We start from the raw sequence: 25,937 nt of genomic DNA on the forward strand, positions 1-25,937 counted from the left end.
CAAAGAGGCGACAATGAGCATTTCGGCTGCACAGGTCAAAGAACTCCGCGACTTGACCGGCGCGGGCATGATGGACTGCAAGGCGGCGTTGAACGAGACCAATGGCAACATGGAAGAAGCCGTTGACTGGCTGCGCAAGAAGGGCATCTCCAAGGCCGACAAGAAGGCCGGCCGCACCGCCGCCGAAGGCCTGATCGGCGTCGACAACGGCGTGCGCGAAGCCGCCGTCGTCGAGGTGAATTCCGAGACTGATTTCGTCGCCCGCAATGCCGCCTTCCAGGAAATCGTCGCCAACGTCGCCAAGGTGGCGCTTGCCTATGGCACGACAGAGGCTGTGGCCGCCGCGAAGTATCCGGGTTCGGACAAGTCGGTCACCGACACCATCAAGGACGCTGTAGGCACCATTGGCGAGAACCTGGGCTTCCGTCGCTCGGCCAAGCTGACCGTGCCGCATGGCGCGGTTGCGACCTACGTCCACAATTCGGTCGCCGATGGCCTTGGCAAGCTCGGCGTGCTGGTCGCGATCGAGACTACCGGCAACGAGCATGCCGCCAATGCCTTTGGCCGCCAGGTCGCCATGCATGTCGCCGCCACCAACCCGATGGCGCTGACCGCCGAGCAGATCGACCCGGCAGCGGTCGAGCGTGAGAAGGCAATCTTCTCCGACCAGGCGCGCCAGTCAGGCAAGCCGGAAGCCATCATCGAAAAGATGGTCGAGGGTCGCCTGCGCAAGTTCTATGAGGAAGTCGTGCTCTTGAAGCAGGCCTTCGTGCTCAACCCCGACATCACTGTCGAGAAGGCGCTGAAGGATGCCGAAAAGGAAATCGGCGCGCCGGCCAAGATCACGGCCTACCTGCGCTTCGCACTTGGCGAGGGCATCGAGAAGGAAGAGTCCGATTTCGCCGCGGAAGTCGCGGCGGCGGTCAAGAAGTAAGGGTCCTACCGCTTTATTCCGACTGTGTTTTTCGGCCGGGTGTCCGCAGGGATGCCCGGCCGATTTCGTTTGCGGTATCGACAAACGCCCTGAGCTTCGGCGCCATCGCGGCGCGGCGCGGGAAGTAGAGGAAAAGGCCGGGTTCCTCGATCGCTGATTGCGGCAGAACCTGCATCAGGCGCCCGGCTGCCAGATCCGCGCGGGCCAGCGGCTCGAACATATAGGCGAGGCCGACGCCAGCGAGCGCCAGATCAATGGCGGCGAGCGAATCCGTCACGATGGTCGTACCGCTGGTTTCCATGACCACGTCCTTGCCATTCTCGGTCAAATCCCAGCGATAGAGAGCCCCCGAGCGGACAAGCCGGTACCCTATGCAATTGTGGTTCGCGAGATCGGCAACGCGGCGCGGACGGCCACGTCGCCCGATATAGGCGGGAGAGGCGACGATGACGACTTTGAAGGGCTGCGTCAGGCGGATGGCAACCATGTCCTGCGCGATCATCTCGCCGAGCCGGATGCCGGCGTCGAAACCTTCGCCGACGATGTCGACCAATCCCTGATCGGCAAAAATCTCGACCGTAATGTCGGGATAGCGCTCGGCCATCGCGGCGACGACCGGCGTCACCGCCAATGGAATCGCGATGTTGGAGGCGTTGATCCTGAGCAGGCCAGACGGCCTGCCCTTGTCGCTGCGGATGCGGTCCATCCGCTCGGCAATATCCTGGAGGGCAGGGGCCGCCGTTTCCACCAGCGCCTTGCCGGCCTCAGTGAGCGAAACGCTGCGCGTCGTGCGCGCAAACAGCGGCTGGCCGATACGCTCCTCGACGAGCCGCACCGCGTGGCTGACCGCCGACGGGCTCATCCCGAGTTCCGCCGCGGCAAGTGCGAAGCCGCCGCGCCGCGCAACGGCTACAATGACAGGCAGGTGGGTGAGCAGGTCTCGGTCCATTCATGAACCATATCGCACGGTCCATGCAGATCATGCAATCTTATCGAGGAGGCAAAAGCGGGGCATTGAAGACGGCATCGAACGGCAAGCATCAGACAGGAGCCTCCGATGTCCGACCTTCATTCCAGACAAGCCCGCAACCTCCAGACGGTACACAACTTCTTTGACCTGATGCACCGCAAGGAGATCGACAGTTGGAGTGAACTCTGGGCCGAGGATGGCCGCATCATAGTCTTCTATCCGCCGGCGGGATTTGGCGACAGCATCGACGGCAAGGCAGCGATCGTGGCCGCTTTCAGGGGACTGTTCAGCAATTTCGAAACCTTCGAATCGCAACTGACGGCCATCTATCCCGCCGCGGACTCCGAAGCCGTGGTGGTCGAATACCGGAACCGCGCCGTGCTCGTGGGCGGCACCGAATACACCAACAGCAACATTGCCGTCTTCCATTTCGAGAATGGCCTGATCAGCGCCTATCACGACTATTTCGACCCGCGCCGGTTCCAGGTCGTTGTCGACGCGCTGTCAAAAGGCTGAAGGCGGACCTCCCGACTGATCATCCGTCCGTTTGCAAACCTATCCACCAAAGGAGAAGCGAAATGAATGCCTTGAAACACGTTACCTTCGCCGCAGGCCTTGCCTTGGCGCCCGTCGATGCCGGTGGTGCCGAACCGACCGGCTGGCAGGCACTTGCCGATGAACGCGCCGTGATCCGTATCGCCGATGCCATCGACCGCGCCGTCGACGCGCAGGACTGGAAACGCGCGCGCAGCTATTTCGCGGATAGGGTCACCGCCGACTTCAGCAGCCTGTCCGGGCAGCCCGCGGCCAACATTGCCTCCGACGATCTGATCGGCGCTTGGGCCGGCAATCTCAAGGGCAGCAAGACCAGCCTGCACCTGCGCACCAATCACCAGGTCGTCCTCGAGGCGGACACGGCGACTGTTCTGTCGAACGGCTATGCCTGGAACCGGATGGAGGGCAATGGCGATCCACTCTGGGAAGTCTGGGGCACCTATGAGCACCACCTGACGCGTTCTGGCACCGCCTGGAAGGTCGATGGCTTCACCTTCCGCATGACGCATGAACGCGGCAATCCCTGGGTCAAGACGACCCCGGGCCAATGACGCCCGCATCAACCGGATCAGGATCGGAAAAGACAATGACGATGAGCTACTACACACTCGGCAACAGCGGCCTGCGCGTCAGCCGGCTGGCGCTGGGCACGATGACCTTCGGCACGGAATGGGGCTGGGGCGCGGACCGGGATACGGCGCGCGCGATGTTCGACGCCTATGTCGAGGCCGGCGGCAATTTCTTCGACACCGCCGACCTTTATACCGGGGGCACCGCCGAGACCTGGCTCGGTGAATTCGTGGCCGAGCGAGGCTTGCGCGACAAGGCGGTGATCGCCACCAAATTCACCATGAACTCGAACCCCGGCAATCCGAACGCCGGCGGCAATGGCCGCAAGAATATCATGCGTGCCGTCGACGCCTCGCTGAAGCGGCTGGGCACCGACTACATCGATCTCTATCTCATGCATATCTGGGACAGGCTGACGCCGGCCGAGGAAGTGCTGCGTACGCTCGACGATCTGGTTCGGGCAGGCAAGATACGTCACATCGGCCTGTCCGACGTGCCGGCCTGGTATGCCGGGCGGGCTCAGGCGATCGCCGAACTGCGCGGCTATGAGCCGATCTCGGCGTTGCAGCTCGAATACTCCCTGGCGGAACGTGCCATCGAGCATGAATTCGTGCCGTTCGGGACACGTCATGGCGCCGGCATCATGGTCTGGAGCCCGCTGGCCAGCGGGCTGTTGAGCGGCAAATACCGCCCGGCGCAAGCGGGCAATGCCGGCCGGCTCGACGGTTTCCGCAACACCACCCATCCCGGCTTCCAGAAATTCACGGATCACAACTGGGCTGTTGTGGCGGAGTTGGAGAAAGTCGCCGCCGAACTCGGCCGCGGCATGGCTCAGGTGGCGCTCAACTGGGTGGCGACACAGCCAGGAATCGCCACCGTCATCCTTGGGGCAACGAGACTTTCGCAGTTGCAGGACAATCTTGCCGCGCTCGATTTCTCGATACCGCCCGCGCTTCGCCAGCGGCTGGACAAGGTGAGCGGCACGCCGGCGCCGTTCCCGCATTCCTATTTCGGTCCCGAGATCCAGGTCCGTGTCGCCGGCGGTGTCGTGACCGGCGACAAGCCGTCCGGTTATGCATTGCCGGTCGTGGTCGAAGGCGAGGCCGTTGCCATCAGCAGCAACTGATCCAAAAAGCCTGGAATTTTGCACAAGGGCGCGGCGTGACATCGCCGCGCCCTTCGTGTATCCGGTCAACCCGTCATGACAGCACCGCCGGGCGAAGCAGGAGGCCTTTTTCGCCTTCAGAGCTTGCCGCGCCGGGATTTTCGAGGAACCAGATGACGGTGAAGCCCCTCTACCGACGTGTTCTGCTGAAAGCTTCGGGCGAAGCGTTGATGGGCGAACAGCATTTCGGCATCGACGTCTCGGTCGTGGACCGCATCGCCGGCGACATCGCCGAGGCGCGCGCGCTGGGCATAGAGGTGGGTGTCGTCATTGGCGGCGGCAATATCTTTCGCGGCGTGGCCGTTGCCTCCAAGGGTGGGGACCGCGTTACTGGCGACCATATGGGCATGCTTGCCACTGTCATCAATTCGCTGGCGCTACGCACATCGCTGAACAAGATCGGCGTCGAGGCCGTCGTGCTGTCCGCGATTGCCATGCCCGAGCTTTGCGAGAGCTTTTCGCAGCGCCAGGCGACCGCCTACATGAACCAGGGCAAGGTGGTGATCTTCGCCGGCGGCACCGGCAATCCGTTCTTCACCACCGATTCGGCCGCAGCGCTCCGTGCTGCCGAAATCGGCGCCGACGCGTTGTTCAAGGGCACGCAGGTCGACGGCGTCTATTCGGCCGACCCGAAAAAGGACCCAAGCGCGACACGTTTCGAGCGCATCAGCCATGCCGAAGTCATAAATCGCGGCCTGTCGATCATGGATACGGCTGCGATTGCACTTGCGCGCGAAAACAACATTCCGATAATCGTCTATTCGATCCACGAAAAAGGTGGTTTCGGCGATATCCTGAGGGGCGGCGGCCGCTGTACGGTCGTCGCGGACGAGTGATCCGGGCCTGATCCCGGGAAACCGGGTTTCGAAATCAGGCTCGAACACGGGGCCTTTGCCCCGAAGCAGTGAACCCGCGGCAGACGGGGCGAGGAGACTAGAATGAGTGGTGAGTACGACGATCTCAAGCGGCGCATGGATGGGGCAATCGCGGCGTTCAAGCATGATCTGGCCTCGCTGCGGACCGGTCGCGCCTCAAGCAACCTGCTCGACGCGATCCAGGTGCAAGCCTATGGCACCACCATGCCGATCAATCAGGTGGCCAACGTCACCGTGCCTGAGCCGCGCATGATCTCGGTCTCGGTCTGGGACAAGTCGATGGTCGGCGCGGTCGACCGCGCGATCCGGGAATCCAATCTGGGCTTCAACCCGATCGTCGACGGCACCAACCTGAGGATTCCGCTGCCGGAGCTCAACGAACAGCGCCGCAAGGAACTGGTCAAGATTTCGCACGGCTATGCCGAGAACGCGCGCGTCGCCGCGCGCCATGTGCGTCGCGATGGTATGGATTTCCTGAAGAAGGCGGAGAAGGACGGCGACATCAGCGAGGACGATCAGCGCAAGCGTTCCGACCAGGTCCAGAAACTTACCGACGAGACCATCAGCACCATCGATCATCTGCTTTCCGACAAGGAAGCTGAAATCATGCAGGTTTAGGGTTGGCCCTTGGCTGATCCGAAAGCGAGATCATGACAACGCCCGCGCATGTCGCGATCATCATGGATGGAAATGGACGCTGGGCCAAGGCGCGCGGTATGCCGAGGCTCGCGGGTCATCGCGCCGGTGTCGAGGCGCTGCGCAAGGCTGTGCGTGCCGCCCCCGGTCTCGGTATCTCCTTCCTGACCGTCTATGCTTTCTCGTCGGAGAACTGGTCACGGCCGAAGTCCGAGGTCAGCGACCTTATGGGGCTGTTGAAGCTGTTCATCCGTCGCGACCTTGCCGAGCTGCACCAGAGCGGCGTGCGGGTCAGGATCATCGGCGACCGGGCAGGGCTGCAGGCGGACATCAGGGGGCTGCTCGAGGAAGCCGAATCGCTGACGATCCACAACACCTCGCTGACGCTGGTGATCGCCTTCAATTACGGCGGGCGCGACGAGATCGTGCGCACGGCGCGTAAGCTCGCCGAGGCGGTGGCGCGCGGTGAAATCGACAGCGAGGCGATCACCGCCGAAAGCTTTGCCGGCTCTCTCGACACGCAAGGCATTCCCGATCCGGAGCTGGTCATCCGCACCAGCGGCGAGCTGCGCCTGTCCAACTTCCTCTTATGGCAGGCCGCCTACAGCGAACTCGTCTTCCTGCCGTGCTACTGGCCGGACTTCAATCGCGAGCACCTCGCCGAGGCCTTGCGCGAATATGCCGGCCGCGAGCGCCGCTTCGGCGGACTGGACCCGCAAGACGTCGCGTCGCGACCGGCCGCGGGATGAGCAATCTTCAGCTACGTGTGATTTCGGCGGTCGTGCTCGCTATTGCGGCCCTTGGCCTGACCTGGCTTGGCGGCCTGCCTTTCCGGCTGCTGTGCGCCGTCATGGCGGCAATGATCTTTTATGAATGGACACGCATGTCGCGGCCCGCCGCGGCCGACGGGCTTGGCTTCCTGCCGGAAGCGCTGATGGTCATTTTCGTCGGTGCCTTGATTGCCGGCCTGCCCGCATTGTGGCTGCTGCCGCTCGTGGTGATTCTGGTTGCGATAACGGCGACCACCGCGGGAATTCGCAGGATCGACCGGTGGGACGCTGGCGGCCTTGCCTATGCCTGCGTGTCGGGTCTGTCACTTGCCCTGCTGCGCGACGGCGACCATTCGGGCTTCGTCGCCATCCTGTTCCTGTTCGCGGTCGTCTGGGCGACGGACATCTTCGCCTATTTCGTCGGGCGCGCCGTCGGCGGGCCCAAACTGGCGCCGTCGATTTCACCAGGCAAGACGCGTAGCGGCGCGTTCGGCGGGGCGGTCGGTGGCGTCGTCGCGGGACTTTTGCTGGCAGCCATTGCCGGGGCCGGCAACCTGGCGTTGCTCGGCCTTGTGGCGCTGGTGCTGTCCGTTGTCGCCCAGGCTGGCGACCTGTTCGAATCCTGGGTCAAACGGCGGCACGGCCGCAAGGATTCGGGCGTGCTCATTCCTGGCCATGGCGGCATCATGGATCGCGTCGACGGGCTTGTCGCGGCCGCTCTTGCCCTATACGTCATCGGTTGGATTTCGGCGGGCGCCGATCATCCGGCACAGGGGCTGTTTGCCATTTGAATGGTGTCATTCCACGATCTGGCGCGGACGTGCCTTGGATTCGCCTGTATTGATGTCACAGTCACGCAGCGACCGCGGAAGAATTGAGGGCTTGAGTTGAACGAGATTCTTCACGCGATTTTCAGCACGGAAGGCCTCTTTCTCGGCACGCTCGTGCCGTTTCTCTTCGTACTGACCGTGGTGGTGTTCGTTCACGAGATGGGCCACTACCTCGTCGGCCGCTGGTGCGGCATCGGGGTCAGGGCCTTCTCGATTGGCTTCGGCCCGGAGCTCATAGGCTTCAACGACAGGCGCGGCACGCGCTGGAAGCTTTGCGCCATCCCGCTTGGCGGTTATGTGAAGTTTGTCGGCGACATGAGCGCCACCTCCAGCAAGCCGACATCGGACGAGCTCGAAACGCTGACCGACGAGGAACGCAAGGTTGCCTTCCACACCCAGGCGATCTGGAAGCGCGCGGCAACGGTGGTGGCCGGGCCGCTGTTCAACTTCCTGCTGACGATCGTCGTCTTTTCCGTGCTGTTTGCCTCCTATGGGCGTTATGTGGCGGAGCCTATGGTGGCCGAGGTCACCGCCGAGAGTCCCGCGGCCAAAGCCGGCATTTTGCCTGGCGACCGATTCGTCAGCGTCGACGGCAGCAAGGTCGAAACCTTCGGAGACGTGCAGCGGCTGGTCTCGGGCCGGGCCGGCGACACCATCACCTTCGTCATGCTGCGCGGCGGCAAGGAGGTCACGGTGACCGCGACGCCGCACCTGATGGAACAGGAGGACGCGCTCGGCAACAAGATCAAGGTTGCGGTGATCGGCGTCGTCAACAACAAGGAACTCGGCCAGCCTCGTCTCATCACATACACCCCGGTGGGAGCCGTTGCGGCGGCCGTTGAGGAAACGGGCCATGTCATCGAGCGCACGGGCCAGTTTCTGCAGCGCTTCGTCGTCGGGCGCGAGGACAAGTGCCAGCTGGGTGGTCCGGTCAAGATCGCCGGCATGGCCGGCAAGGCTGCCAAACTCGGTTTCGAGTGGCTGGTGCAGCTTGTCGCGCTGCTCTCCGTCGGGATAGGCATTCTAAACCTTTTGCCGATTCCCCCCCTCGACGGCGGCCATCTGTTGTTCTACGGGGTGGAGGCCGTCATCCGCCGGCCGGTGTCGGAACGGATGATGGAAATGGCCTATCGGGCCGGTCTGCTTCTGGTGCTGTGCTTCATGGCGTTCGTGTTCTGGAACGATCTCTTTGGGTGCTGAAATCATGAAGGAATTTGGCCTGGGCATGGCCGATGTTGAGACGCCGTTTACCATGCACGGGGATATGAGTGACGCGAAAGCCACGCAACAGGGTTAAGTAAATACAAATTAACCAGAAGCCTTGCGTGTAGGGAAAATCCGGTTAATACGGTAGGGGAAATGACCGCACGTCCGGTTTTCTCGCCGTGGGGACTACGAGAAAAGGTTATTAAGCCCGATGAAGGCAGCATCCAAGTTTCTAAACGCCGCGTCAGCGGCGGCACTGTCCGCCGCTCTGGTCGTACCCGGTGCGCTCGCAGTGCAGTTCGTTGCCACATCGGCGGCCGAAGCCGCTGTCGTAAGCAGGGTGGAGGTGAGCGGCAACCAGCGTGTCGACGCCGATACCATCCGCAACTACATCACCATCAAGCCCGGCAAGGCCTTCTCCAGCTCCGATGTCGATAGCGCGGTCAAGGCGCTGTTCGGCACCGGCCTGTTCTCCGATGTCCAGATCAACCAGGTCGGCTCGACCCTGGTCGTCAAGGTTTCGGAATACAAGGTCGTCAACCAGGTGCTGTTCCAGGGCAACAAGAAGCTCAAGGACAACGCGCTTCAGGCAGCGGTTCAGCTGAAGCCGCGCGGCACGTTCTCCCAGGCTACGCTCGATTCGGACGTCGAGGCGGTCAAGGCCGCTTACAGGCGCATCGGCCGTGACGATGCCGGCGTGACCGCGCAGATCATGGAGCTCGGCGACAACCGCGTGAATGTGGTGTTCCACGTCACCGAAGGCGATCGCACGCAGATCGCGGCAATCAATTTCGTCGGCAACAGCGCCTATTCCAGCCGCCGCCTGTCGGACGTGATCAACACCAAGCGCTCATCCTGGGTCTCGTTCATCCTGCGCGACGACGTCTATGATGAAGACAAGCTGCGCGCCGACCAGGAACTGCTGCGCCGCTTCTACTATAATCACGGCTATGCTGATTTCCAGGTCGTGTCCGCTGTCGGCGAGCTCGACAATGCGACCAACAAATACACGGTCACCATCACCGTCCAGGAAGGCGAGCGCTATACTTTCGGCGACATCAGCGTCGAAAGCACGATCCCGGAAGTGGACTCCAAGTCGCTGGAATCGGTGGTGGAAACACACAAGGGCGATGTCTACAACGCCAAGAATGTCGAAGACTCGATCATTGCCTTGACCGAGAAGGTTGCCGGTTCCGGCTACGCATTCGCGCAGGTGACGCCGCGTGGCGATCGCAACTTCGAGAACCATACGATTTCGGTGGTCTACACGGTCGACCAGGGCACCAAGGCCTATGTCGAGCGCATCGAGATCCGCGGCAACGATCGGACGCGTGACTATGTCATTCGCCGCGAATTCGATGTCAGCGAAGGCGACGCGTTCAACCAGGTGCTCATCCAGCGCGCGAAGAAGCGTCTGGAAGACCTCAATTACTTTGACAAAGTCGACATTTCGACCGTGCCTGGCTCGGCCCCTGATCAGGTCGTGCTGGTGGTGGATGTGGTCGAGAAGTCGACGGGTGAATTCTCGGTTGGTGCCGGCTATTCGACCGGTGGCGACACGGCCGGACCGTCCGTCGAAGGATCGATCACGGAGCGCAACTTCCTCGGCCGTGGCCAGTTCATCAAAGTGTCCGCGGGTGGCGGCAAGAACTCGCGCGACTACAGCCTGTCCTTCACCGAGCCCTATTTCCTCGGACGGCGCATCGCCGCCGGCTTCGACATCTACAAGTCGACGCGGGAATACAACAACAACTACGACAGCGACACCACCGGCGCGACGATCCGCTTCGGACTGCCGATCACCAACAGCATCACGACCCAGTTGGCGTATAATATCTCGCAGGAGAAGTATAAGGTCGACGATGGCTGTGGCCCTACCAGCGACGTAGATCCCGACGGTACCTGTAACATCTCACCGGCCATCCTGGACGGCATCGCTCAAAGTCCTTGGATCAAGTCGTCGGTCAGCTTGGGACTGGTCTACAACACGATTGACGACATGAAGAACCCGCATGAAGGCATTTATGCCAACACGACGGTCGAACTTGCCGGTCTTGGTGGTGACGCGAAGTTCGTAAAGATCACCGGGCGCGGCAGCATCTATCAGACGCTCTCCGAGCAGCTTGATCTGGTCGGGCTGATTTCGGGCGGCGCCGGTCATGTCGAGAGTTATGGCAATGACGGTAATCTGCGTATCTTTGACCAATTCCAGAGTACTGACCGCATGATCCGTGGCTTTGCGTTTAATGGCATCGGTCCCGTGGACCCGAATACGGGTGACCATCTGGGGGGTGTGACCTATTTCAACGCCTCGGCAGAAGCGCAGTTCCCATTGCCGGTTATTCCCGAGAGTTTCGGTTTGCGCGGCGCTGTGTTCGCAGACGCGGCAACTCTCTATGGTAGTAAGATCAACACGAGTGTCGATCAGGCTTCTCTCGACATGAAGCTTCGCGCCTCGGTCGGTATCGGCCTGATGTGGGCCTCGCCGTTCGGGCCGATCCGTATCGACTATGCGATCCCGGTCAGGAAGGAAGCCACGGACGACGTGCAGGAATTCAACTTCGGCATATCGACCCGCTTCTGATCGGCGGCCAACGATGCTCCCGGGTTTGCATCCGGGGGAAATGTTCCGACCTAGCTGGATATAGCTTCTGGAATGACCGATCCGGTGTTCTTCGCGCCATCACGCCGGTATACGGCGGCCGAAGTCGCGAATCTGACTGGCTCGGTGCTTGTCGATTCCGGCCAATCCGACGTTTCGATCGAAGCGTTGGCGCCAGCCAATGAAGGTGGCGCCAACGCGCTCGTCTTCGTCGACGGCAGGCGCAATTCCGCGCTGATGCCGTCGTTGCGGGCGGCAGCTGTCCTGTGCCCGGCGGAATTCGCAAACAAGGCGCCGGCTAGCGTCGCTGTCCTGATCCACCCGCGGCCGCAACAGGCATTCGCCCTGGTCGGTCGGCTGCTGTTCCCCACGGCCGCTACGCCGGGGCCGATGACCGGTGAAACCGGTGTTTCGCCCCATGCCCACATCGATCCGACAGCGCATGTCGAAGCCGGCGCTGTCATCGAGGCCGGCGTGGTCATCGGGCCGGGTGTCTCGATCGGCAGCGGCACCGTCATTGCGCCAAACGCCGTCATCGGACAGTCCTGCCAGATCGGCCGTGACGGCTATGTCGGCCCGGGCGCCAGCATCCAGTACGCATTGATCGGCAATCGGGTCATCATCCATGGTGGCGCCAGGATCGGCCAGGACGGCTTTGGCTTTGTCGGCGGCGCCAAGGGTCCCGAACGTGTTCCACAGATCGGGCGGGTCATCATCCAGGACGATGTCGAGATCGGCTCCAACTCCACCGTCGATCGCGGCGCCATGTCCGATACGATCATCGGGCAAGGTACCAAGATCGACAATCTCGTGCAGATCGCCCATAACGTCCGCATCGGTCGCAATTGCATAGTAGCCGGCCTTTCGGGTATTTCCGGTTCCGTGGTGGTGGGGGACAATGTCACCATGGGCGGCGGCGTCGGGCTTGCGGATCATCTGACGATTGGTACAGGTGCCAAGCTTGCCGCCAGAAGTGGATTTATGAGCAATGTTCCCGCCGGCGAGATATGGGGTGGCTATCCGGCGCAGCCGATGGCGGAAGCCATGCGAGAGATAGCCATGTTGCGCACGATGGCCAGGGCACGCAAGCAGGGCAAGGACAATGGCTGACATGGTGGCGGCGACAACGCTGGAAGCGGTCGACATATTGGGGCTTATGAAGCTCCTGCCGCACCGTTACCCCTTCCTCATGATCGACCGCATCGTCGACATCGATGGCGACGACTCCGCCATCGGCATCAAGAACGTGACCATAAACGAGCCGCATTTTCAGGGTCATTTCCCGGAGCAGCCGGTGATGCCGGGTGTGCTGATCGTCGAGGCCATGGCGCAGACGGCGGGCGCCATTTGTATCCGCAGCCTCGGGGCGTCGAAGCCCTCGCTGGTCTATTTCCTGACCATCGACAACGCCAAATTCCGCAAACCGGTCGTTCCCGGCGACCAGTTGAAGATCCATGTCAAGAAAATCAAGAAGCGCGGCAATCTGCTCAAATTCGCCTGCGAAGCCCTGGTCGAAGGTACCAAGGCGGCCGAGGCCGAGATTTCAGCCATGATGGTCACCGGCGACTGACGATCGAGTACCTATGAAAATCAACACGTCAATCCATCCTTCCTCCGTCGTGGAAGAAGGCGCCCAAATCGGCCACGATGTGCGCATTGGGCCGTTCTGCCATGTCAGCGCCGATGCTGTGATCGGTGACGGTGTCGAACTGGTTAGCCATGTCTCGGTCATGGGCGCGACCACTGTCGGAGCGTCGACCAAGGTCTATCCGATGGCGATCCTGGGCGGACCGCCGCAGAACACCAAGCACAAGGGCGGCCGCACCACACTCGTCATCGGCGCCAACTGCACCATCCGCGAAGGCGTGACCATGCATGTCGGCACCGACACCAGCCGCGGCGAAACGACGGTGGGCGACAATGGCAATTTCCTCGCTTACGCCCATATCGCCCATGATTGCGCCGTCGGCAACAACGCCACCTTCGCCAATGGGGCGACATTGGGCGGCCACTGCGAGATCGGCAACAATGTCTATATCGGCGGCCTTAGCGCCGTTCATCAATTCGTGCGTGTAGGCGACAACGCCTTTCTTGGCGGGTGCTCGGCTTTTGTTGGTGATGTCATTCCCTACGCCATCGCGGTCGGTAACCGCGCCAGCTTGCGCGGCTTGAACATCATCGGCCTCAAGCGCGCCGGTCTGCCGCGTTCCGAAATCTATCTGCTGCGCAAGGCCTACAAGACGATCTTCGACCGCTCCCGCACCGTCGGCGAGAACATCGAGTTCGCCAAGGCGGAGTTCGCCTCGTCGCCGACCGCAATGAAGATCATCGACTTCATCACCAGTCGCGGCAAGCGGCACTACGCGGTGCCGTCGCTCAAGGGCGGCGATGGCGACGATACCGATGACGAAGGCTGAGACAGCCGCGGCTGGTCTTGATCTCCCGCCTGATGCCAAGGTCGGCATCATCGCCGGCGGCGGCAGCCTTCCGGTCGAAGTCGCTGCCGGTTTGGTCGAACAGGGTCATGCGCCCTTCATCGTGCTCATGGACGGTGAGGCTGACCGCCTGGCGGAGTTGTGCCGGTACGAGCATGATACCCTTGCCCTGGAGGCGATAGGATCGCTCGTTCCGCTGCTCAAGCGCAACCGGATTACCCATCTCGTACTTGCGGGCGAGATAAAGCGCAGGCCAAGGCTGACACATCTGCGACCAAGCCTCAGCCTGCTCGCCGTGGTGCCCCTTGTTGTCATGGCGTTGGCGCGTGGCGATGACGGGCTGCTCAAGGTGGTGGCGCGCGGGCTCGAGGCCAGGGGGATTAAGGTCGTGGGTGCCCACGAGATCGTGCCGAACCTTGTCGCCGCCGAAGGGGTGTTGACCAGGGCTAAGCCTCTGAAATCGGACTGGCGCGACATCGAGGCGGGTTTTGCGGCGGCAAAGGCCATTGGGGCGCTGGATATCGGCCAGGCGGCGATCGCGGTCGGCGGCCGGACCATTGCGCTTGAAGGCATCGAGGGCACGGCCGGATTGCTGGACCGCGCCAGGCTGCTGCGCGGCCACGGCCGTATCGCCGGCAAGACGCGCGGCGTTCTGGTCAAATGCGCCAAGCCTGGCCAGGAGTTGCGGGCGGATCTCCCTTCCATGGGACCACAGACGGTAGAAGCAGCGCATGCGGCCGGCCTTGCCGGCATTGCCGTCGAAGCGGGACGCTCCCTGATCCTCGAAGGCCCCGCAACCCTCTCGCGTGCCAATGAGCTTGGCCTGTTCATCATCGGCCTGGCCGCAGCGGAGTCCGGACATGGCTGACAGGGCTCTGAAGATCGCGATCGTCGCGGGCGAGGAGTCAGGCGACCTCCTTGGCGCCGACATCGTCCGGTCGCTCCGCCAGATGACAGGGCGCGAGGTGCAGCTCGTTGGACTCGGCGGCCGCCACCTGCAGGCGCTTGGGCTGGTTTCGCCGTTCGACGCCGGCGAGGTCGCTCTGATGGGGTTCAGCGCCGTCCTGCGTGACCTGCCGCGCCTGATCCGGCGGATCGGCCAGCTGGCGGGGATGGTTGCGGACGCCAAGCCCGATTGCCTCGTCACCATCGACAGTCCCGATTTTTCGCTGCGCGTCGCCAAAAAAGTGCGCGCGGCCAACCCGTCGATCCCGATCGTCCACTATGTCTGCCCGAGCGTCTGGGCATGGCGGCCGGGCAGGGCGGTGGCGATGAAGCCCTATGTCGACCACATTCTGTGCATCCTGCCGTTTGAGGTGAAGGAGCTCGATCGGCTGGGTGGTCCGCCCGGCACCTATGTCGGGCACCGTCTGACCCACGACGCGGGTGTGCTCTCGGCGGCAAAGGCTCAAGGCCAGCCGCGTGATCTATCACCAGACCGCGTGAAGACGCTGCTCGTCCTGCCCGGCTCGCGGCGCGGCGAGGTGCGGCGGCTGCTCGAGCCGTTCGGCGAGACCGTGTCGATGTTGCGGGCTCGCGGGCATCGGCTCCGGCTGATGCTGCCGACGGTGCCACATGTCGCGGATGCCGTGCGGTCCGCGGTCACGCGCTGGGACGAGAAACCCGAGATTATCCTTGAGCCCGAGCGCAAATGGCAGGCCTTCGGCAAGGCCGACGCCGCGTTGATCGCGTCCGGCACGGTGTCCCTGGAACTGGCATTGTCCGGGGTGCCGATGATCTCTTGCTATCGGCTCGACCCGGTCGCACGCGTCGTCGCGCCGTATCTCGTTTCCGTCTGGTCGGCGCTGCTTCCCAACCTGATCTCGGATCGCGCGTTGATCCCGGAATTCTACAACGACTACGTCAAACCGAACAATCTTGCGCGCCAGCTGGAAGCGCTGTTGGCCGACAGTGGCATGCGCGCCTGGCAGAAAGACGGGTTTGCCGAGATCTCACGGCGCATGGCAACGGACAAACCGTCCGGTGAAATCGCCGCGGGCGTGGTCCTGCGCCATATAAAAAAGGCGCCCTGACGGACGCCTTTTTCGGTCATCAGCCCGGCACCGCTCAGCGCTTGGCGATCGGCACGTAGTCGCGCTCCGGCGCGCCGGTGTAGAGCTGGCGCGGGCGGCCTATCTTCTGGCGCGGATCCTCGATCATTTCCTTCCACTGCGCGATCCAGCCGACCGTGCGGGCGACCGCGAACAGCACCGTGAACATGGTGGTGGGGAAGCCCAGCGCCTTCAGCGTGATGCCGGAATAGAAATCGACGTTCGGATAGAGCTTCTTCTCGATGAAATAGGGATCGGTCAGCGCGATCTTTTCCAGTTCCATCGCGATGTCGAGCAGCGGATCGTCCTTGATGCCGAGTTCACCCAAAACCTCATGCGCCGTCTTCTGCATGATCTTGGCACGCGGATCGTAGTTCTTGTAGACGCGATGGCCAAAGCCCATCAGCCGGAACGGATCGTTCTTGTCCTTGGCGCGGGCGATGAATTCCGGGATGTGATCGACATGGCCGATCTCGCCCAGCATGTTGAGCGCCGCTTCATTGGCGCCGCCATGGGCCGGGCCCCACAGGCAAGCGATGCCGGCGGCAATGCAGGCGAAGGGGTTGGCGCCCGAAGAGCCGGCGAGACGAACGGTCGAGGTCGAAGCGTTCTGCTCATGATCGGCGTGCAGGATGAAGATGCGCTCCATGGCGCGCGCCAGCACCGGATTGATCTTGTATTCCTCGCACGGCACGGCAAAGCACATGTGCAGGAAGTTGGCGGCGAAATTCAGCTCGTTCTTCGGATAAATAAAGGGCTGGCCGATGTGGTACTTGTAGGCCATGGCCGCGATCGTCGGCATTTTGGCGATCAGGCGCATGGACGCAACCATGCGCTGGTATGGGTCGGAGATGTCGGTCGAGTCGTGATAGAAGGCCGACAGCGCGCCAACCACGCCGCACATCACCGCCATCGGGTGCGCGTCGCGGCGGAAGCCGGTGAAGAAGCGCGACATCTGCTCGTGCACCATGGTGTGGCGCGTCACGCGATAATCGAAATCGTCCTTCTGCGCCTTCGTCGGCAGTTCGCCGTAGAGCAGGAGGTAACAGACCTCGAGGAAGTCGCCGTGTTCGGCCAACTGGTCGATCGGGTAGCCCCGATGCAGGAGGATGCCGGCATCACCATCGATGAAGGTGATTTCCGACTCGCAGCTTGCCGTAGAGGTGAAGCCGGGATCATAGGTGAAGGCGCCGGTGGTGCTGTAGAGCGAGGCGATGTCGATGACGTCAGGTCCGACCGAGCCGCTTCGCACCTTGAATTCGTGAGTCTTGCCGGCGAATTGCAGCGTTGCAGTGGCCTCCTGGCCGCCCACATCCAGTTTTTTCGCAGCTTCGGTCATTGCAAACTCCTTCTTGTTTCCTCATGCCGGCAAAGGCAAATTCCGCAGAGCGACACGTCGAAATCACCGCAATGCGCGTATTCGCCACCGCATTTTAGGAGGTGCGTGCCAGATTGGGCCAAGCCTAATGTTGCACTGCGAAACGCGCCTTTCAATGCCAATCTTCTTGGGCCAGTTTGCTCCTAATCGATTTGATCCGCTATGCGCGCCAGGCTTTCCTCACGCCCCAGCACGGCCAGCACGTCGAACACACCTGGCGATGTGCTTTTGCCGGTCAAGGCAGCCCGCAGCGGCTGGGCCACGGCGCCGAGCTTGTGGCCGCCAGCCAGCGCATAGTCGCGGATCGCGGCCTCGGCCGTGGCGGCTGTCCAGTCGCCGGACAGGGCGTTCAAGGCTTCGTGAGCGCCGCGCAGGATCTTGCGGGCATCGTCGTTGAGCAGGAGTGCCGCCTTGTCGTCGATCGGCAGCGGCCGCGCGGCAAACAGGAAGCCGGCGCCGTCGGCGAGCTCGACCAGCGTCTTGGCGCGCTCCTTCAGGCCCGGAAGTGCTGCCAGCAACTGCGCCTTGTTCTTCTCGTCGAGGCGCGCCGCCATCGCCGGGCCACCCTCCAGATAGGGCAAGGTGGCGATGAAAATGTCGAACAATTCGGTGTCGGCCATGCGGCGCATATGGACGCCGTTCAGCGCCTCGAGCTTGGCGAAGTCGAAGCGCGCCGCGCCCTTGTTGACGTCGCCGATATCGAACCAGGAGATCATGTCCTTGATTGACATGACCTCGTCGTCGCCATGGCTCCAGCCCAGGCGCGCGAGGTAGTTCAGCAGCGCCTCGGGCAGATAGCCCATGGCGCGGTAGGCCTCGACGCCCAGCGCGCCGTGGCGTTTCGACAGCTTGGCGCCGTCGGCGCCATGGATCAGCGGGATGTGCGACATCGACGGCACGTCCCAGCCCATGGCGTTGTAGATCACCGTCTGGCGGGCGGCGTTGGTCAGGTGATCGTCGCCACGGATGATATGGGTGATGCCCATGTCGTGGTCATCGACGACGACGGCATGCATATAGGTCGGGTTGCCGTCCGAACGCAGGATGATGAAATCGTCGAGATCCTTGTTGGGGAAACGCACCTCGCCCTGGACCCGGTCCTGCACCACCGTCTCGCCCTCGGTCGGTGCCTTGATGCGGATGGCACCCTTGACGCCGGCGGGTGCCTCCGACGGGGCGCGGTCGCGCCAGTGGCCGTTATAGCGTGGCGGCAGGCTCTTGGCGCGTGCCGCCTCGCGCATCGCCTCGAGCTCGGCTGAAGTCTCGTAGCTGTAATAGGCCTTGCCCAGGCGCACCAGCTCCTCGGCCACCTCCCGGTGGCGCGGCGCGCGCTCGAATTGGGAGACCGCATCGCCATCCCACGACAGGCCGAGCCAGGTCAGGCCGTCGAGAATGGCCGATGTGGCCGCGTCGGTCGAACGCTCGCGATCGGTGTCCTCAATGCGCAGCAGCATCATGCCGCCGGTGTGCCTGGCATAGAGCCAGTTGAACAGCGCCGTGCGCGCGCCGCCGATATGCAGATAGCCGGTCGGCGAGGGAGCAAAACGGGTGATGACCTTGTCGGGCATGGAACTCTCGGAAAACGTCTGAAGCTGAGTGCGGAGTGCGCGGACTTTCGCGCGTCGCGCGTTCATGTAGCATAGGGTGTCGAGGGCGCAAGGGGCAGACCCGATGACTGGACGAGGCCGGGGCTCGGATCGGGGCGAGGGCGCCATTGTCGGCGTCAGCGAGCGATCCCTGTTTGCGACGCCTCCTGCGATCCCGCTGCCATCGCCGCTCGTGGCTGCGCCCGCAACCCAGCCGCTGCAGGCGGATAGCCCAGCGCCAACTCCATCTCCTGCTGCACGCCGGATTGTGCGCATGCGCCGGCAAATCGGCCCGATATCCTTGCCTCGCCTGCGTCACGGCGTCGCCAAGGCGGCGGAGCTGGAACTCAACCGGGGCATCGCCTTCCTGCTGGTGCCGGTCTGCCTGGCCGTTGGGGCGATCGCCTACTTTTCGCTGGCGTCCGAGCCCGATTTTGCAAAGCCTGTCGCGGTCGTGGTTCTGGCGGCGGTCTGTGCATTCGTCTCGCGCTCCTGGCCGAAAACCCATCTGTGTTTCATGGCGCTGCTGTTGATTGTGCTTGGCCTGCTCGCGGCGAAGGTCGAAACATGGCGAGCCGGAACCCGGATGCTGGGCTCGGAAATCTCGACGCAACTGACCGGCCGCGTGATCTCGCTCGAGGAGATGGAGAGCGGCCGCATCCGGCTGACCATGGACGTGATTTCGACCGCCCGGCCGAAACTGCGTTACGCGCCTGAAAGGGTCCGGCTTTCGGCACGCAAGATACCGCCCGAAATGACCGCCGGCTCGCTTATCACAGGCTATGCCAAACTGCTGCCGCCGACCGGCCCGGTGCGGCCGGACAGCTACGACTTCTCCTTCGACAGCTATTTCGCCGGCATCGGCGGCAGCGGCTTCTTTCTCGGCAATCCAACGGTTGTCTCCGCCAAAGCCGGTGAGATGCCGCTGCCGGCACGCGTGTTTTCAGGCATCGAAAATGCCCGCGAAGCCATCGCCGACCACATCAGGGGCAGCATTGGCGGCGCCGAAGGCGAGATCGCGGCGGCGCTGATCGTCGGCGTGCGGGCCGGCATTCCCGATGAAATCAACGAAGCGATGCGGCGCACCGGCATCTATCACATCATCTCCATTTCGGGTCTGCATATGGCGCTGGTGGCCGGCACCATCATGGGTCTGCTGCGCGGTGCCTTCGCGCTGTTTCCAGGCTTTTCCGCGCGCCGGCCGGTGAAGAAATACGCCGCCGCCGCCGCACTGTTTTCGATCGCCGCCTATCTCGTCATTTCGGGCGTCGTCGTCGCGGCCGAACGCAGCTTCATCATGCTGGCGGTGATGCTGATCGCCGTCTTGTTCGATCGCGCGGCGCTAACCATGCGCAATCTGGCGATCTCGGCGATCGCCGTTATCCTGGTTTCGCCGCACGAGGTCGTCGGCCCGAGTTTCCAGATGTCGTTCGCGGCAACCGCGGCCTTGGTTGGCGCCTATGCCGGCTGGGCCGACCACCATGCGGGAAAGACGAGGCCTCCGCCGCCAAAGCGATCCCTACCCGGGTTTCTGACGCGAAAATTCCTGCTGGCGACAGGTGGATTGGCCATGACGTCCATCATCGCCGGCAGCGCGACGGCACTGTTTGCCATCTGGCATTTCCAGCGGGTGTCGCCGCTCAGCCTGTTCGCCAATCTGGCCGTCATGCCGATCGTGTCGGTCGTGATGTTCCTGGCCGTCGCCAGCGCGTTGCTGATGCCGTTCGGGTTGGATTGGCCGGCTCTCTACCTCATGGGCAAGGGCCTGACAGCGATGATCGCCATATCGGCGTGGATATCGGAGCGCTCTCCGGTCGATGGAGTCGGCCTGATTTCGCAGCAATCCGTGCTGCTGGTCACTGTCGCGCTGGTCATCGCGACGATGGCGACGACCTGGCTCCGGCTCACGGCGGTGCCATTCGCGCTTGCCGGTCTGTTGACTGTGTCGCACACGCGCGCGCCCGATGTGCTGATCTCGGAAGATGCGCGGCTGGTGGCTCTGTCGATCGGCAATGGCGAACTGGCCGTCAACCGGGAACGTCCGAACGAATTCGCAGCCGACAACTGGAAACGCGCTCTGATCTCCGAAACAATCGTCCTACCGGAAATGTTCGACAAGACGGACGGGCAATTCGATATTTCCGCTCCCACCGACCTGCCGCTGGGATCGCCGTTTTATTGCCGCGAAGGCCTGTGCCTTGCCAGGCACCCTTCCGGCGCGATCATCGCCTATGTCGAGGATCGCAAGAACACCTGGAAGGCCTGCGCCTTCGCTGACCTGATCGTCGTCAATGACGCGACCGCCTATGACGCCTGCCACAATCCGCTGGTTCTCGTCATCACCAAACGGCAGCTCGCCCGCAAGGGGAGTGCCGCCGTCTTCTTCGATCCCCTGTCGGCCACGAGCCCGGCTGCGATCGAATTCGCCGTCGACGGACCTTACCGGCCTTGGCACGAGCAGCGAAAATTCTCACGCGAGGCGAGGGGGCTGCCCCCCTATAAAAAGGCCGACAAGCCCGATGGCAAGCCAGTTCAGTAGCGCCTGATCAGCCCGACAAGCTTGCCCTGCACCTTGACCCGATCCGGTCCGAAGATGCGTGTTTCGTAGGCTGGATTGGCGGCTTCGAGCGCGATCGAGGCGCCCTTGCGGCGGAACCGCTTCAGCGTTGCTTCCTCCTCGTCGACCAGCGCCACGATGATTTCGCCCGGACTTGCTGTATCGGCATTGCGGATGATGACCGTGTCGCCGTCGAAGATACCGGCCTCGATCATCGAGTCGCCCTTGACCTCCAGCGCATAGTGCTCGCCGCCCATGATCATGTCCGGCGGCACCGAAATCGAATGCGTCTGATGCTGGATGGCATCGATCGGCACACCGGCGGCGATACGACCCATGACCGGGATGGACACGGCTGAAACCGCATCGTCGTCGTTGCCGGCCGCGGGCAGGCGCGAAGGCGCCGTCGCCGGCCTGATCTGGCGGCCGAGACTGCCTTGGCCAAGGCTGCCCTGGATGACGCTTGGCGAGAACTTCTTTGCCGCATTGAGGCCCGGCGCGATCGAGTCCGGCAGCCGCAGCACTTCCAGCGCGCGCGCCCGATTGGGTAGCCGGCGAATAAAGCCACGTTCCTCCAGCGCCGTGATCAGGCGATGGATGCCCGATTTGGAGGCAAGATCGAGCGCTTCCTTCATTTCGTCGAAGGAGGGCGGTATCCCGCTTTCCTTGAGCCGTTCGTGGATAAACATCAGCAGTTCATGTTGCTTGCGTGTCAGCATGGCGGCCCCCAAGGCATTGAACGAAAGGTCTGAACCAGAATCGAAAAAACAAACCCAGAACAAACACTATCCGTTCCAGTTGTGTTCCGCAACCGTTTAAAGTTTAATGAATTTGTTAACGCGTCTGAAGTTTTTTGCCGCGGCAGCGGACTGCGGCCGACCCCTTCCGCGATCGGCAGGCGTTGAAATTGTTTTGGTTAATGGCCTGTGGCCTATCCACTGATGGGCCTTGGCATCAGTCTTTCGGAGGGCTCTTCGCGGGTGGATTGTACAATTTATGGATCCATTATTCGCGGAACGAAACGAAACCAAAACGCCAACGATTGGTAGCTCTGGGGCGGCGATGGATCCAGGCGTTTGGCCCACTCCGGCCAGCGCATGCCAACAGGCGTCGCGCAAGCGCTGAAGTCACCCGGAACCCGCTTTCAAACTGCCGGCGCGCGCGGAGTATTTGGTCGCGCCGCTGTCTTCGCTATGGACATAGACGTGCAGGGTATAGCCGATATGCGCCGTCATCAGCGCCTTGGCCCGCTCGACGTCACGATCGAGTGCAGCTTCCATGATCGCTGTATGGTGTTCGATCGCAATCGCTTCGCACAATGCCTCCATTGCCTCTTCATAACCGTCCTTCAGGCCAGCCGCGGCCCGCAATGTCGGCGCCAGGCCGAGAAAACGATGATGCCGTCGCAGCTGATCGGCGATGGTCGAGCGGAATCGCATGAGCCAATTGGAAGTCGCCGCGCTCAGCAGCGCCGCATGGAAAGCCTCGTGGTTCTCGTCCCATTTATCGACGGCCGCATCCGAAGGATCGTCGACCGCGGTCTTGCAACGGGAGAGCCGGTAGTGGGCGGTGACAACGGCATCCTCCCACTCCTTGCCGCCTTTTTCCATCGATTCGAGGAACAGGGGTATCTCGATCACCATCCTGGCGCGTGCCAGGTCCTCCAGTTCGGCCCGCGATACCGGAGCGACGGTAAAACCACGATTGCTGATGGCGGTGACCAGGCGTTCGGCCTCTAGCCGCGACAAGGCTTCGCGCAACGGCGTCCAGCCGACACCATAGGTCCCGCGCAGCGCACTCAGCTTGAGCGGGGCCCCGGGCATGAGGCGCGTCGTCAGGATATCGCGCCGCAACAGCTGATAGGCTGCCTCCGTCTTTGTGGAGATCGTTTGATCCTGCATCACGGTCCATCCATCGTCTGGCAGAGGAAAATTATATATGATGTAGGTGCATGGCAAGAATTATATATAATGTTTGACACGGGCCGGCGGACTGACCATGATCGCCGCACTAGCCGCGGTGCAAGCGGCGTCGATCAAATCTGGGAGGAAATGATGTTGAAGTCGAAATCCGCTTGGCTGTCGGGTTTGTTCGTGGCCGGCGCATTGATGGTGAGCGCCGGCGGTGCCGCCGCCGATCAGATCCGCATCGGCATCGCCAATTTTGGCGAGCATCCGCAATTGAACGCCGCCATAGCCGGCTTCAAGAAGGCGCTGACGGACAATGGCTTCGTCGACGGCAAGGACGTCGTCTATACGGAGAGCCATACCAATTTCGATGCATCGCTGGTGCCGCAGATGATCGCAAAGCTGCAGGCCGAGCAGCCCAAGCTGATCTACACCATCACCACGCCGGTCTCGCAGATCGCCAAGAAAGCGCTCGCGGGCTCCGGCATTCCGATCGTCTTCGCCGCGGTCACCGATCCGGTGGCGGCCAAGCTCGTGCCGTCGTGGGACTCCGGTGATGAAGGCATGACCGGCGCCACCGATCTTCAGGATGTTGCCGCGGTGATGGCCTTCACCAAGAAGCTGTTACCAAACGCCAAGCGCTTTGGCGTGCCTTACAATCCCGGTGAAGCCAACGACGTTGCCCTGATCGAGAAGATCAAGGCGGCGGCACCGGCCGCCGGTTTCGAGGTCGTGGAAGTCGGCATCGACAACGTCAATGATATCCAGCAACGCATCGCCTCGCTCGCCGGGAAAGCCGATGTGATCTACGGACCGACCTCGAACCTGATCCAGCCGGCGATCGCCGCTGTCTCCGCCGCCGCGCGCCAGGCCGGTATCCCGATCGTCAACGCCGATGACAGCGCGGTCCGCAACGGCACGGTGCCGGCGAGCTTCGCGGTGAATTATACGCAGGTCGGGATCAACGCCGGCAACATCGCAGCCGAAGTCCTCAAAGGCAAGGATCCCAAGACGATCGCGCCGTCACGCCCGGCCTACAAGGACCACATGGCGTTGATCTCGCGCAAGGCGATGGCTGCGTTCGGCATCGAGATACCGGCTTCGATGGCCGATTGCGGCTGCATCGTCGACTGACATCGGCGCTGTGAGGGTGACGGCGCGGGCGCTGTCACCCCGAGGTCAGGGAGGAACGATGCTCGAGATCCGATCCGCGCGTAAGGTATTCTACAAGGGCCAGGCTGACGAGAAGATCGCGCTGGACGGTCTCAGCCTGTCGCTGGCCACAGGCGAGTTCGGCATCGTCATCGGCTCCAACGGGGCCGGCAAGAGCAGCATGCTTAATGCCATTTCCGGCGCTCTGATCCTCGATTCCGGCCAGATTTTGATCAATGGCGCCGATGTGACTGGTATGCCGGTGCACAAGCGCGCCTCGAGACTGGCTCGCGTATTCCAGGATCCAATGCGCGGCACCGCCGCCAGCATGACGGTTGCTGAAAACATGCTGCTGGCTGATTTGCGCAGCAGCAAGCGCACCTTACGCCAGGGGCTGAACGCCACCCGCCTTGCGTCCTACAGGGAACGCCTGTCGATACTGGGTCTCGGCCTTGAAAACCGCCTCGACACACGCGTCGACCTGCTCTCGGGCGGGCAGCGGCAATCCTTGTCGCTGATCATGGCGGTCGGCGGATCGCCTGACTTGCTGCTGCTCGACGAACATACCGCGGCACTCGATCCGCGCACGGCCGAGATTGTCATGCAGGCGACGGTGCGCGCCGTCAGCGCGCTGAAGCTGACGACTTTGATGGTGACCCACAACATGCAGCACGCCGTCGACTATGGCAGCCGCGTGATCATGCTCGACGCGGGCCGCGTCCTTCTGGAAGTTAGCGGCGAGGAGAAGGCGAGGGTCACGGTTATCGATCTGATCGGCCATTTCTCCGTCAAAACCGATCGCATGTTGCTGGCGAGCTGATCATCATGGGTTTTGTTCAGGACGTTCTCGCCAGCTTCGTCGCTATCATGCCGGTCACCTTGGCGCAGAGCCTGATCCTGGCCTTTGTCGTGCTCGGGATCATGATCCCGTTTCGCATGCTGAATTTTCCCGATCTCACCAGCGAAGGCGCTTTTCCGCTGGGCGGCTGCGTCTGCGGCGTTCTCCTTGCCGCCGGCGCATCGCCGCTGATGGGCATCGCCGCCGCCCTCGTTGCCGGCTTCGCGGCGGGCTGCTGCACCGCGTTCATCCATCTGCGCTTCCGCATCCACACGCTTCTTGCCGGCATCCTGATGATGACGATGCTCTACAGCATCAACCTTCGCATCATGGGCAAGTCCAACCTCTCCGTGTTCGGCTCGCCGACGGTGTTCGACTGGGTGCCGTTCGCGCGGCCGGGTTTTCCCGCCAGCAAGATCGTCGTCGCTGGCCTTCTCGCGCTTATCGCCTTCATGCTGCTCTACATGTTCTTCAGGACCGAGAAGGGCACGGCCGTGCGCGCCGTGGGCGCCAATCCTGACATGGCCGAGGCGCAAGGAATCAATGTCTGGGCCGCGACCATAGGCGGTGTCGGGCTGGCGAGCGCGTTTTCGGCGTCAAGCGGCGCGCTGATGGTGCAGTCGCAGGGGTTCGCCGACGTCAATATGGGGCTGGGCATCCTCATCAACGGTCTTGCCGCGCTGATGATCGGCGAGGCCGTCGTCGGCAAGCAAACGGTCTGGCGGCAGCTGCTGGCGCCTTTCGCCGGCGCGATCATCTACTACCAGCTGGTGTCGTTCTGCCTTGCCGCCGGCATGCCGCCGCCCGACCTGAAGCTTGCCACGGGCCTGTTCGTGCTGGCCATGCTCGCCTTGCCCAGTCTCAAGCGCAGCCGCGGGCCGGCGCCAGCACGCGAAGCTATCCGTGAATAACCAGGGCGT

24 protein-coding genes are annotated in these 25,937 nt (G+C 62.6%); 19 read left to right on the plus strand and 5 right to left on the minus strand.

Features of this window, described 5'->3' with window-relative positions:
• Positions 1 to 13 precede the first annotated feature (13 nt).
• Positions 14 to 934, plus strand: a complete 921-nt coding sequence (tsf, locus tag O7B34_RS08260; protein ID WP_027142611.1) for a translation elongation factor Ts — start codon at positions 14 to 16, stop codon at positions 932 to 934.
• Positions 935 to 947: 13 nt separating this feature from the next.
• On the opposite strand, the gene O7B34_RS08265 is transcribed toward tsf, so the two are convergent.
• Positions 948 to 1,883, minus strand: a complete 936-nt coding sequence (locus O7B34_RS08265; RefSeq protein WP_337145580.1) for a LysR family transcriptional regulator — start codon at positions 1,881 to 1,883, stop codon at positions 948 to 950.
• A 108-nt stretch (positions 1,884 to 1,991) separates the two neighbouring features.
• Between O7B34_RS08265 and O7B34_RS08270 the strand changes: the two genes are divergently transcribed.
• From O7B34_RS08270 to lpxB, 14 genes are all read left to right on the plus strand, one after another.
• Positions 1,992 to 2,420 (plus strand): nuclear transport factor 2 family protein, encoded by a 429-nt coding sequence (locus O7B34_RS08270; protein ID WP_337145581.1) that lies wholly within the window; start codon positions 1,992 to 1,994, stop codon positions 2,418 to 2,420.
• A 62-nt stretch (positions 2,421 to 2,482) separates the two neighbouring features.
• A complete protein-coding gene (locus O7B34_RS08275; protein WP_337145582.1) occupies positions 2,483 to 3,010 on the plus strand; it encodes a nuclear transport factor 2 family protein in 528 nt (175 codons plus the stop codon).
• A gap of 35 nt (positions 3,011 to 3,045) precedes the next feature.
• A complete protein-coding gene (locus O7B34_RS08280; RefSeq protein ID WP_337106861.1) occupies positions 3,046 to 4,155 on the plus strand; it encodes an aldo/keto reductase in 1,110 nt (369 codons plus the stop codon).
• Positions 4,156 to 4,307: 152 nt separating this feature from the next.
• Complete coding sequence (gene pyrH / locus O7B34_RS08285) at positions 4,308 to 5,030, plus strand: UMP kinase (protein WP_337140355.1); 723 nt, start codon at positions 4,308 to 4,310, stop codon at positions 5,028 to 5,030.
• A 102-nt stretch (positions 5,031 to 5,132) separates the two neighbouring features.
• The gene (frr, locus tag O7B34_RS08290) at positions 5,133 to 5,687 is read left to right on the plus strand and encodes a ribosome recycling factor (RefSeq protein ID WP_027142617.1); all 555 of its coding nucleotides are present in this window, start codon (positions 5,133 to 5,135) and stop codon (positions 5,685 to 5,687) included.
• A gap of 32 nt (positions 5,688 to 5,719) precedes the next feature.
• A complete protein-coding gene (locus O7B34_RS08295) occupies positions 5,720 to 6,454 on the plus strand; it encodes an isoprenyl transferase (protein WP_027142618.1) in 735 nt (244 codons plus the stop codon).
• Complete coding sequence (locus O7B34_RS08300; RefSeq protein WP_337145583.1) at positions 6,451 to 7,266, plus strand: phosphatidate cytidylyltransferase; 816 nt, start codon at positions 6,451 to 6,453, stop codon at positions 7,264 to 7,266. Before O7B34_RS08295 ends, O7B34_RS08300 begins: the two co-directional genes overlap by 4 nt.
• Positions 7,267 to 7,362: 96 nt before the next feature.
• A complete protein-coding gene (gene rseP, locus O7B34_RS08305; protein WP_337145584.1) occupies positions 7,363 to 8,505 on the plus strand; it encodes an RIP metalloprotease RseP in 1,143 nt (380 codons plus the stop codon).
• A gap of 217 nt (positions 8,506 to 8,722) precedes the next feature.
• Positions 8,723 to 11,095 (plus strand): outer membrane protein assembly factor BamA, encoded by a 2,373-nt coding sequence (gene bamA, locus O7B34_RS08310; protein ID WP_337106865.1) that lies wholly within the window; start codon positions 8,723 to 8,725, stop codon positions 11,093 to 11,095.
• A 72-nt stretch (positions 11,096 to 11,167) separates the two neighbouring features.
• Positions 11,168 to 12,223 carry a UDP-3-O-(3-hydroxymyristoyl)glucosamine N-acyltransferase gene (gene lpxD, locus O7B34_RS08315; RefSeq protein WP_337145585.1) on the plus strand — a complete coding sequence of 352 codons (1,056 nt, stop codon included), beginning with the start codon at positions 11,168 to 11,170 and terminating at the stop codon, positions 12,221 to 12,223.
• Positions 12,216 to 12,683 carry a 3-hydroxyacyl-ACP dehydratase FabZ gene (fabZ, locus tag O7B34_RS08320; protein WP_015317790.1) on the plus strand — a complete coding sequence of 156 codons (468 nt, stop codon included), beginning with the start codon at positions 12,216 to 12,218 and terminating at the stop codon, positions 12,681 to 12,683. The genes lpxD and fabZ overlap by 8 nt, the downstream gene beginning before the upstream one ends.
• A 13-nt stretch (positions 12,684 to 12,696) precedes the next feature.
• The gene (gene lpxA / locus O7B34_RS08325) at positions 12,697 to 13,530 is read left to right on the plus strand and encodes an acyl-ACP--UDP-N-acetylglucosamine O-acyltransferase (RefSeq protein ID WP_337145586.1); all 834 of its coding nucleotides are present in this window, start codon (positions 12,697 to 12,699) and stop codon (positions 13,528 to 13,530) included.
• Positions 13,502 to 14,416, plus strand: coding sequence for an LpxI family protein (locus tag O7B34_RS08330; RefSeq protein ID WP_442920951.1), 915 nt, complete (start codon positions 13,502 to 13,504; stop codon positions 14,414 to 14,416). Before lpxA ends, O7B34_RS08330 begins: the two co-directional genes overlap by 29 nt.
• Entirely contained in the window at positions 14,409 to 15,581 is a 1,173-nt protein-coding gene (gene lpxB / locus O7B34_RS08335) for a lipid-A-disaccharide synthase (RefSeq protein WP_337145588.1), read from the plus strand. Before O7B34_RS08330 ends, lpxB begins: the two co-directional genes overlap by 8 nt.
• Before the next feature lie 34 nt (positions 15,582 to 15,615).
• On the opposite strand, the gene gltA is transcribed toward lpxB, so the two are convergent.
• Positions 15,616 to 16,938, minus strand: a complete 1,323-nt coding sequence (gene gltA, locus O7B34_RS08340) for a citrate synthase (RefSeq protein ID WP_337128109.1) — start codon at positions 16,936 to 16,938, stop codon at positions 15,616 to 15,618.
• Positions 16,939 to 17,120: 182 nt separating this feature from the next.
• Positions 17,121 to 18,545, minus strand: coding sequence for a glutamate--tRNA ligase (gene gltX / locus O7B34_RS08345; RefSeq protein WP_337145589.1), 1,425 nt, complete (start codon positions 18,543 to 18,545; stop codon positions 17,121 to 17,123).
• Positions 18,546 to 18,648: 103 nt separating this feature from the next.
• Here gltX and O7B34_RS08350 point away from each other — a divergent pair, with 103 nt between their 5' ends.
• Positions 18,649 to 21,102, plus strand: coding sequence for a ComEC/Rec2 family competence protein (locus tag O7B34_RS08350; protein WP_337145590.1), 2,454 nt, complete (start codon positions 18,649 to 18,651; stop codon positions 21,100 to 21,102).
• Here the strand turns inward: O7B34_RS08350 and lexA are convergent.
• Together lexA and O7B34_RS08360 are read right to left on the minus strand one after the other, a co-directional pair.
• Positions 21,096 to 21,839, minus strand: a complete 744-nt coding sequence (lexA, locus tag O7B34_RS08355; RefSeq protein WP_337145591.1) for a transcriptional repressor LexA — start codon at positions 21,837 to 21,839, stop codon at positions 21,096 to 21,098. The two genes, O7B34_RS08350 and lexA, sit on opposite strands and share 7 nt — an antisense overlap.
• Before the next feature lie 408 nt (positions 21,840 to 22,247).
• Positions 22,248 to 23,021, minus strand: a complete 774-nt coding sequence (locus tag O7B34_RS08360; RefSeq protein ID WP_337145592.1) for a GntR family transcriptional regulator — start codon at positions 23,019 to 23,021, stop codon at positions 22,248 to 22,250.
• 153 nt (positions 23,022 to 23,174) lie between these two features.
• Between O7B34_RS08360 and O7B34_RS08365 the strand changes: the two genes are divergently transcribed.
• The 3 genes from O7B34_RS08365 to O7B34_RS08375 are packed head-to-tail and all read left to right on the plus strand — an operon-like array spanning position 23,175 to position 25,928.
• Positions 23,175 to 24,161 (plus strand): ABC transporter substrate-binding protein, encoded by a 987-nt coding sequence (locus O7B34_RS08365; protein ID WP_337145593.1) that lies wholly within the window; start codon positions 23,175 to 23,177, stop codon positions 24,159 to 24,161.
• 58 nt (positions 24,162 to 24,219) lie between these two features.
• Positions 24,220 to 24,999 (plus strand): ABC transporter ATP-binding protein, encoded by a 780-nt coding sequence (locus tag O7B34_RS08370; RefSeq protein ID WP_337128103.1) that lies wholly within the window; start codon positions 24,220 to 24,222, stop codon positions 24,997 to 24,999.
• A 5-nt stretch (positions 25,000 to 25,004) separates the two neighbouring features.
• Positions 25,005 to 25,928: an ABC transporter permease gene (locus tag O7B34_RS08375; protein ID WP_337145594.1), complete on the plus strand. Its 924-nt coding sequence runs from the start codon at positions 25,005 to 25,007 to the stop codon at positions 25,926 to 25,928.
• The last annotated feature ends 9 nt before the right edge of the window (positions 25,929 to 25,937 follow it).

Origin of the sequence: Mesorhizobium sp. Cs1299R1N3, from assembly GCF_037179625.1 — a bacterium.
Classification (GTDB): Bacteria; Pseudomonadota; Alphaproteobacteria; order Rhizobiales; family Rhizobiaceae; genus Mesorhizobium; species Mesorhizobium salmacidum.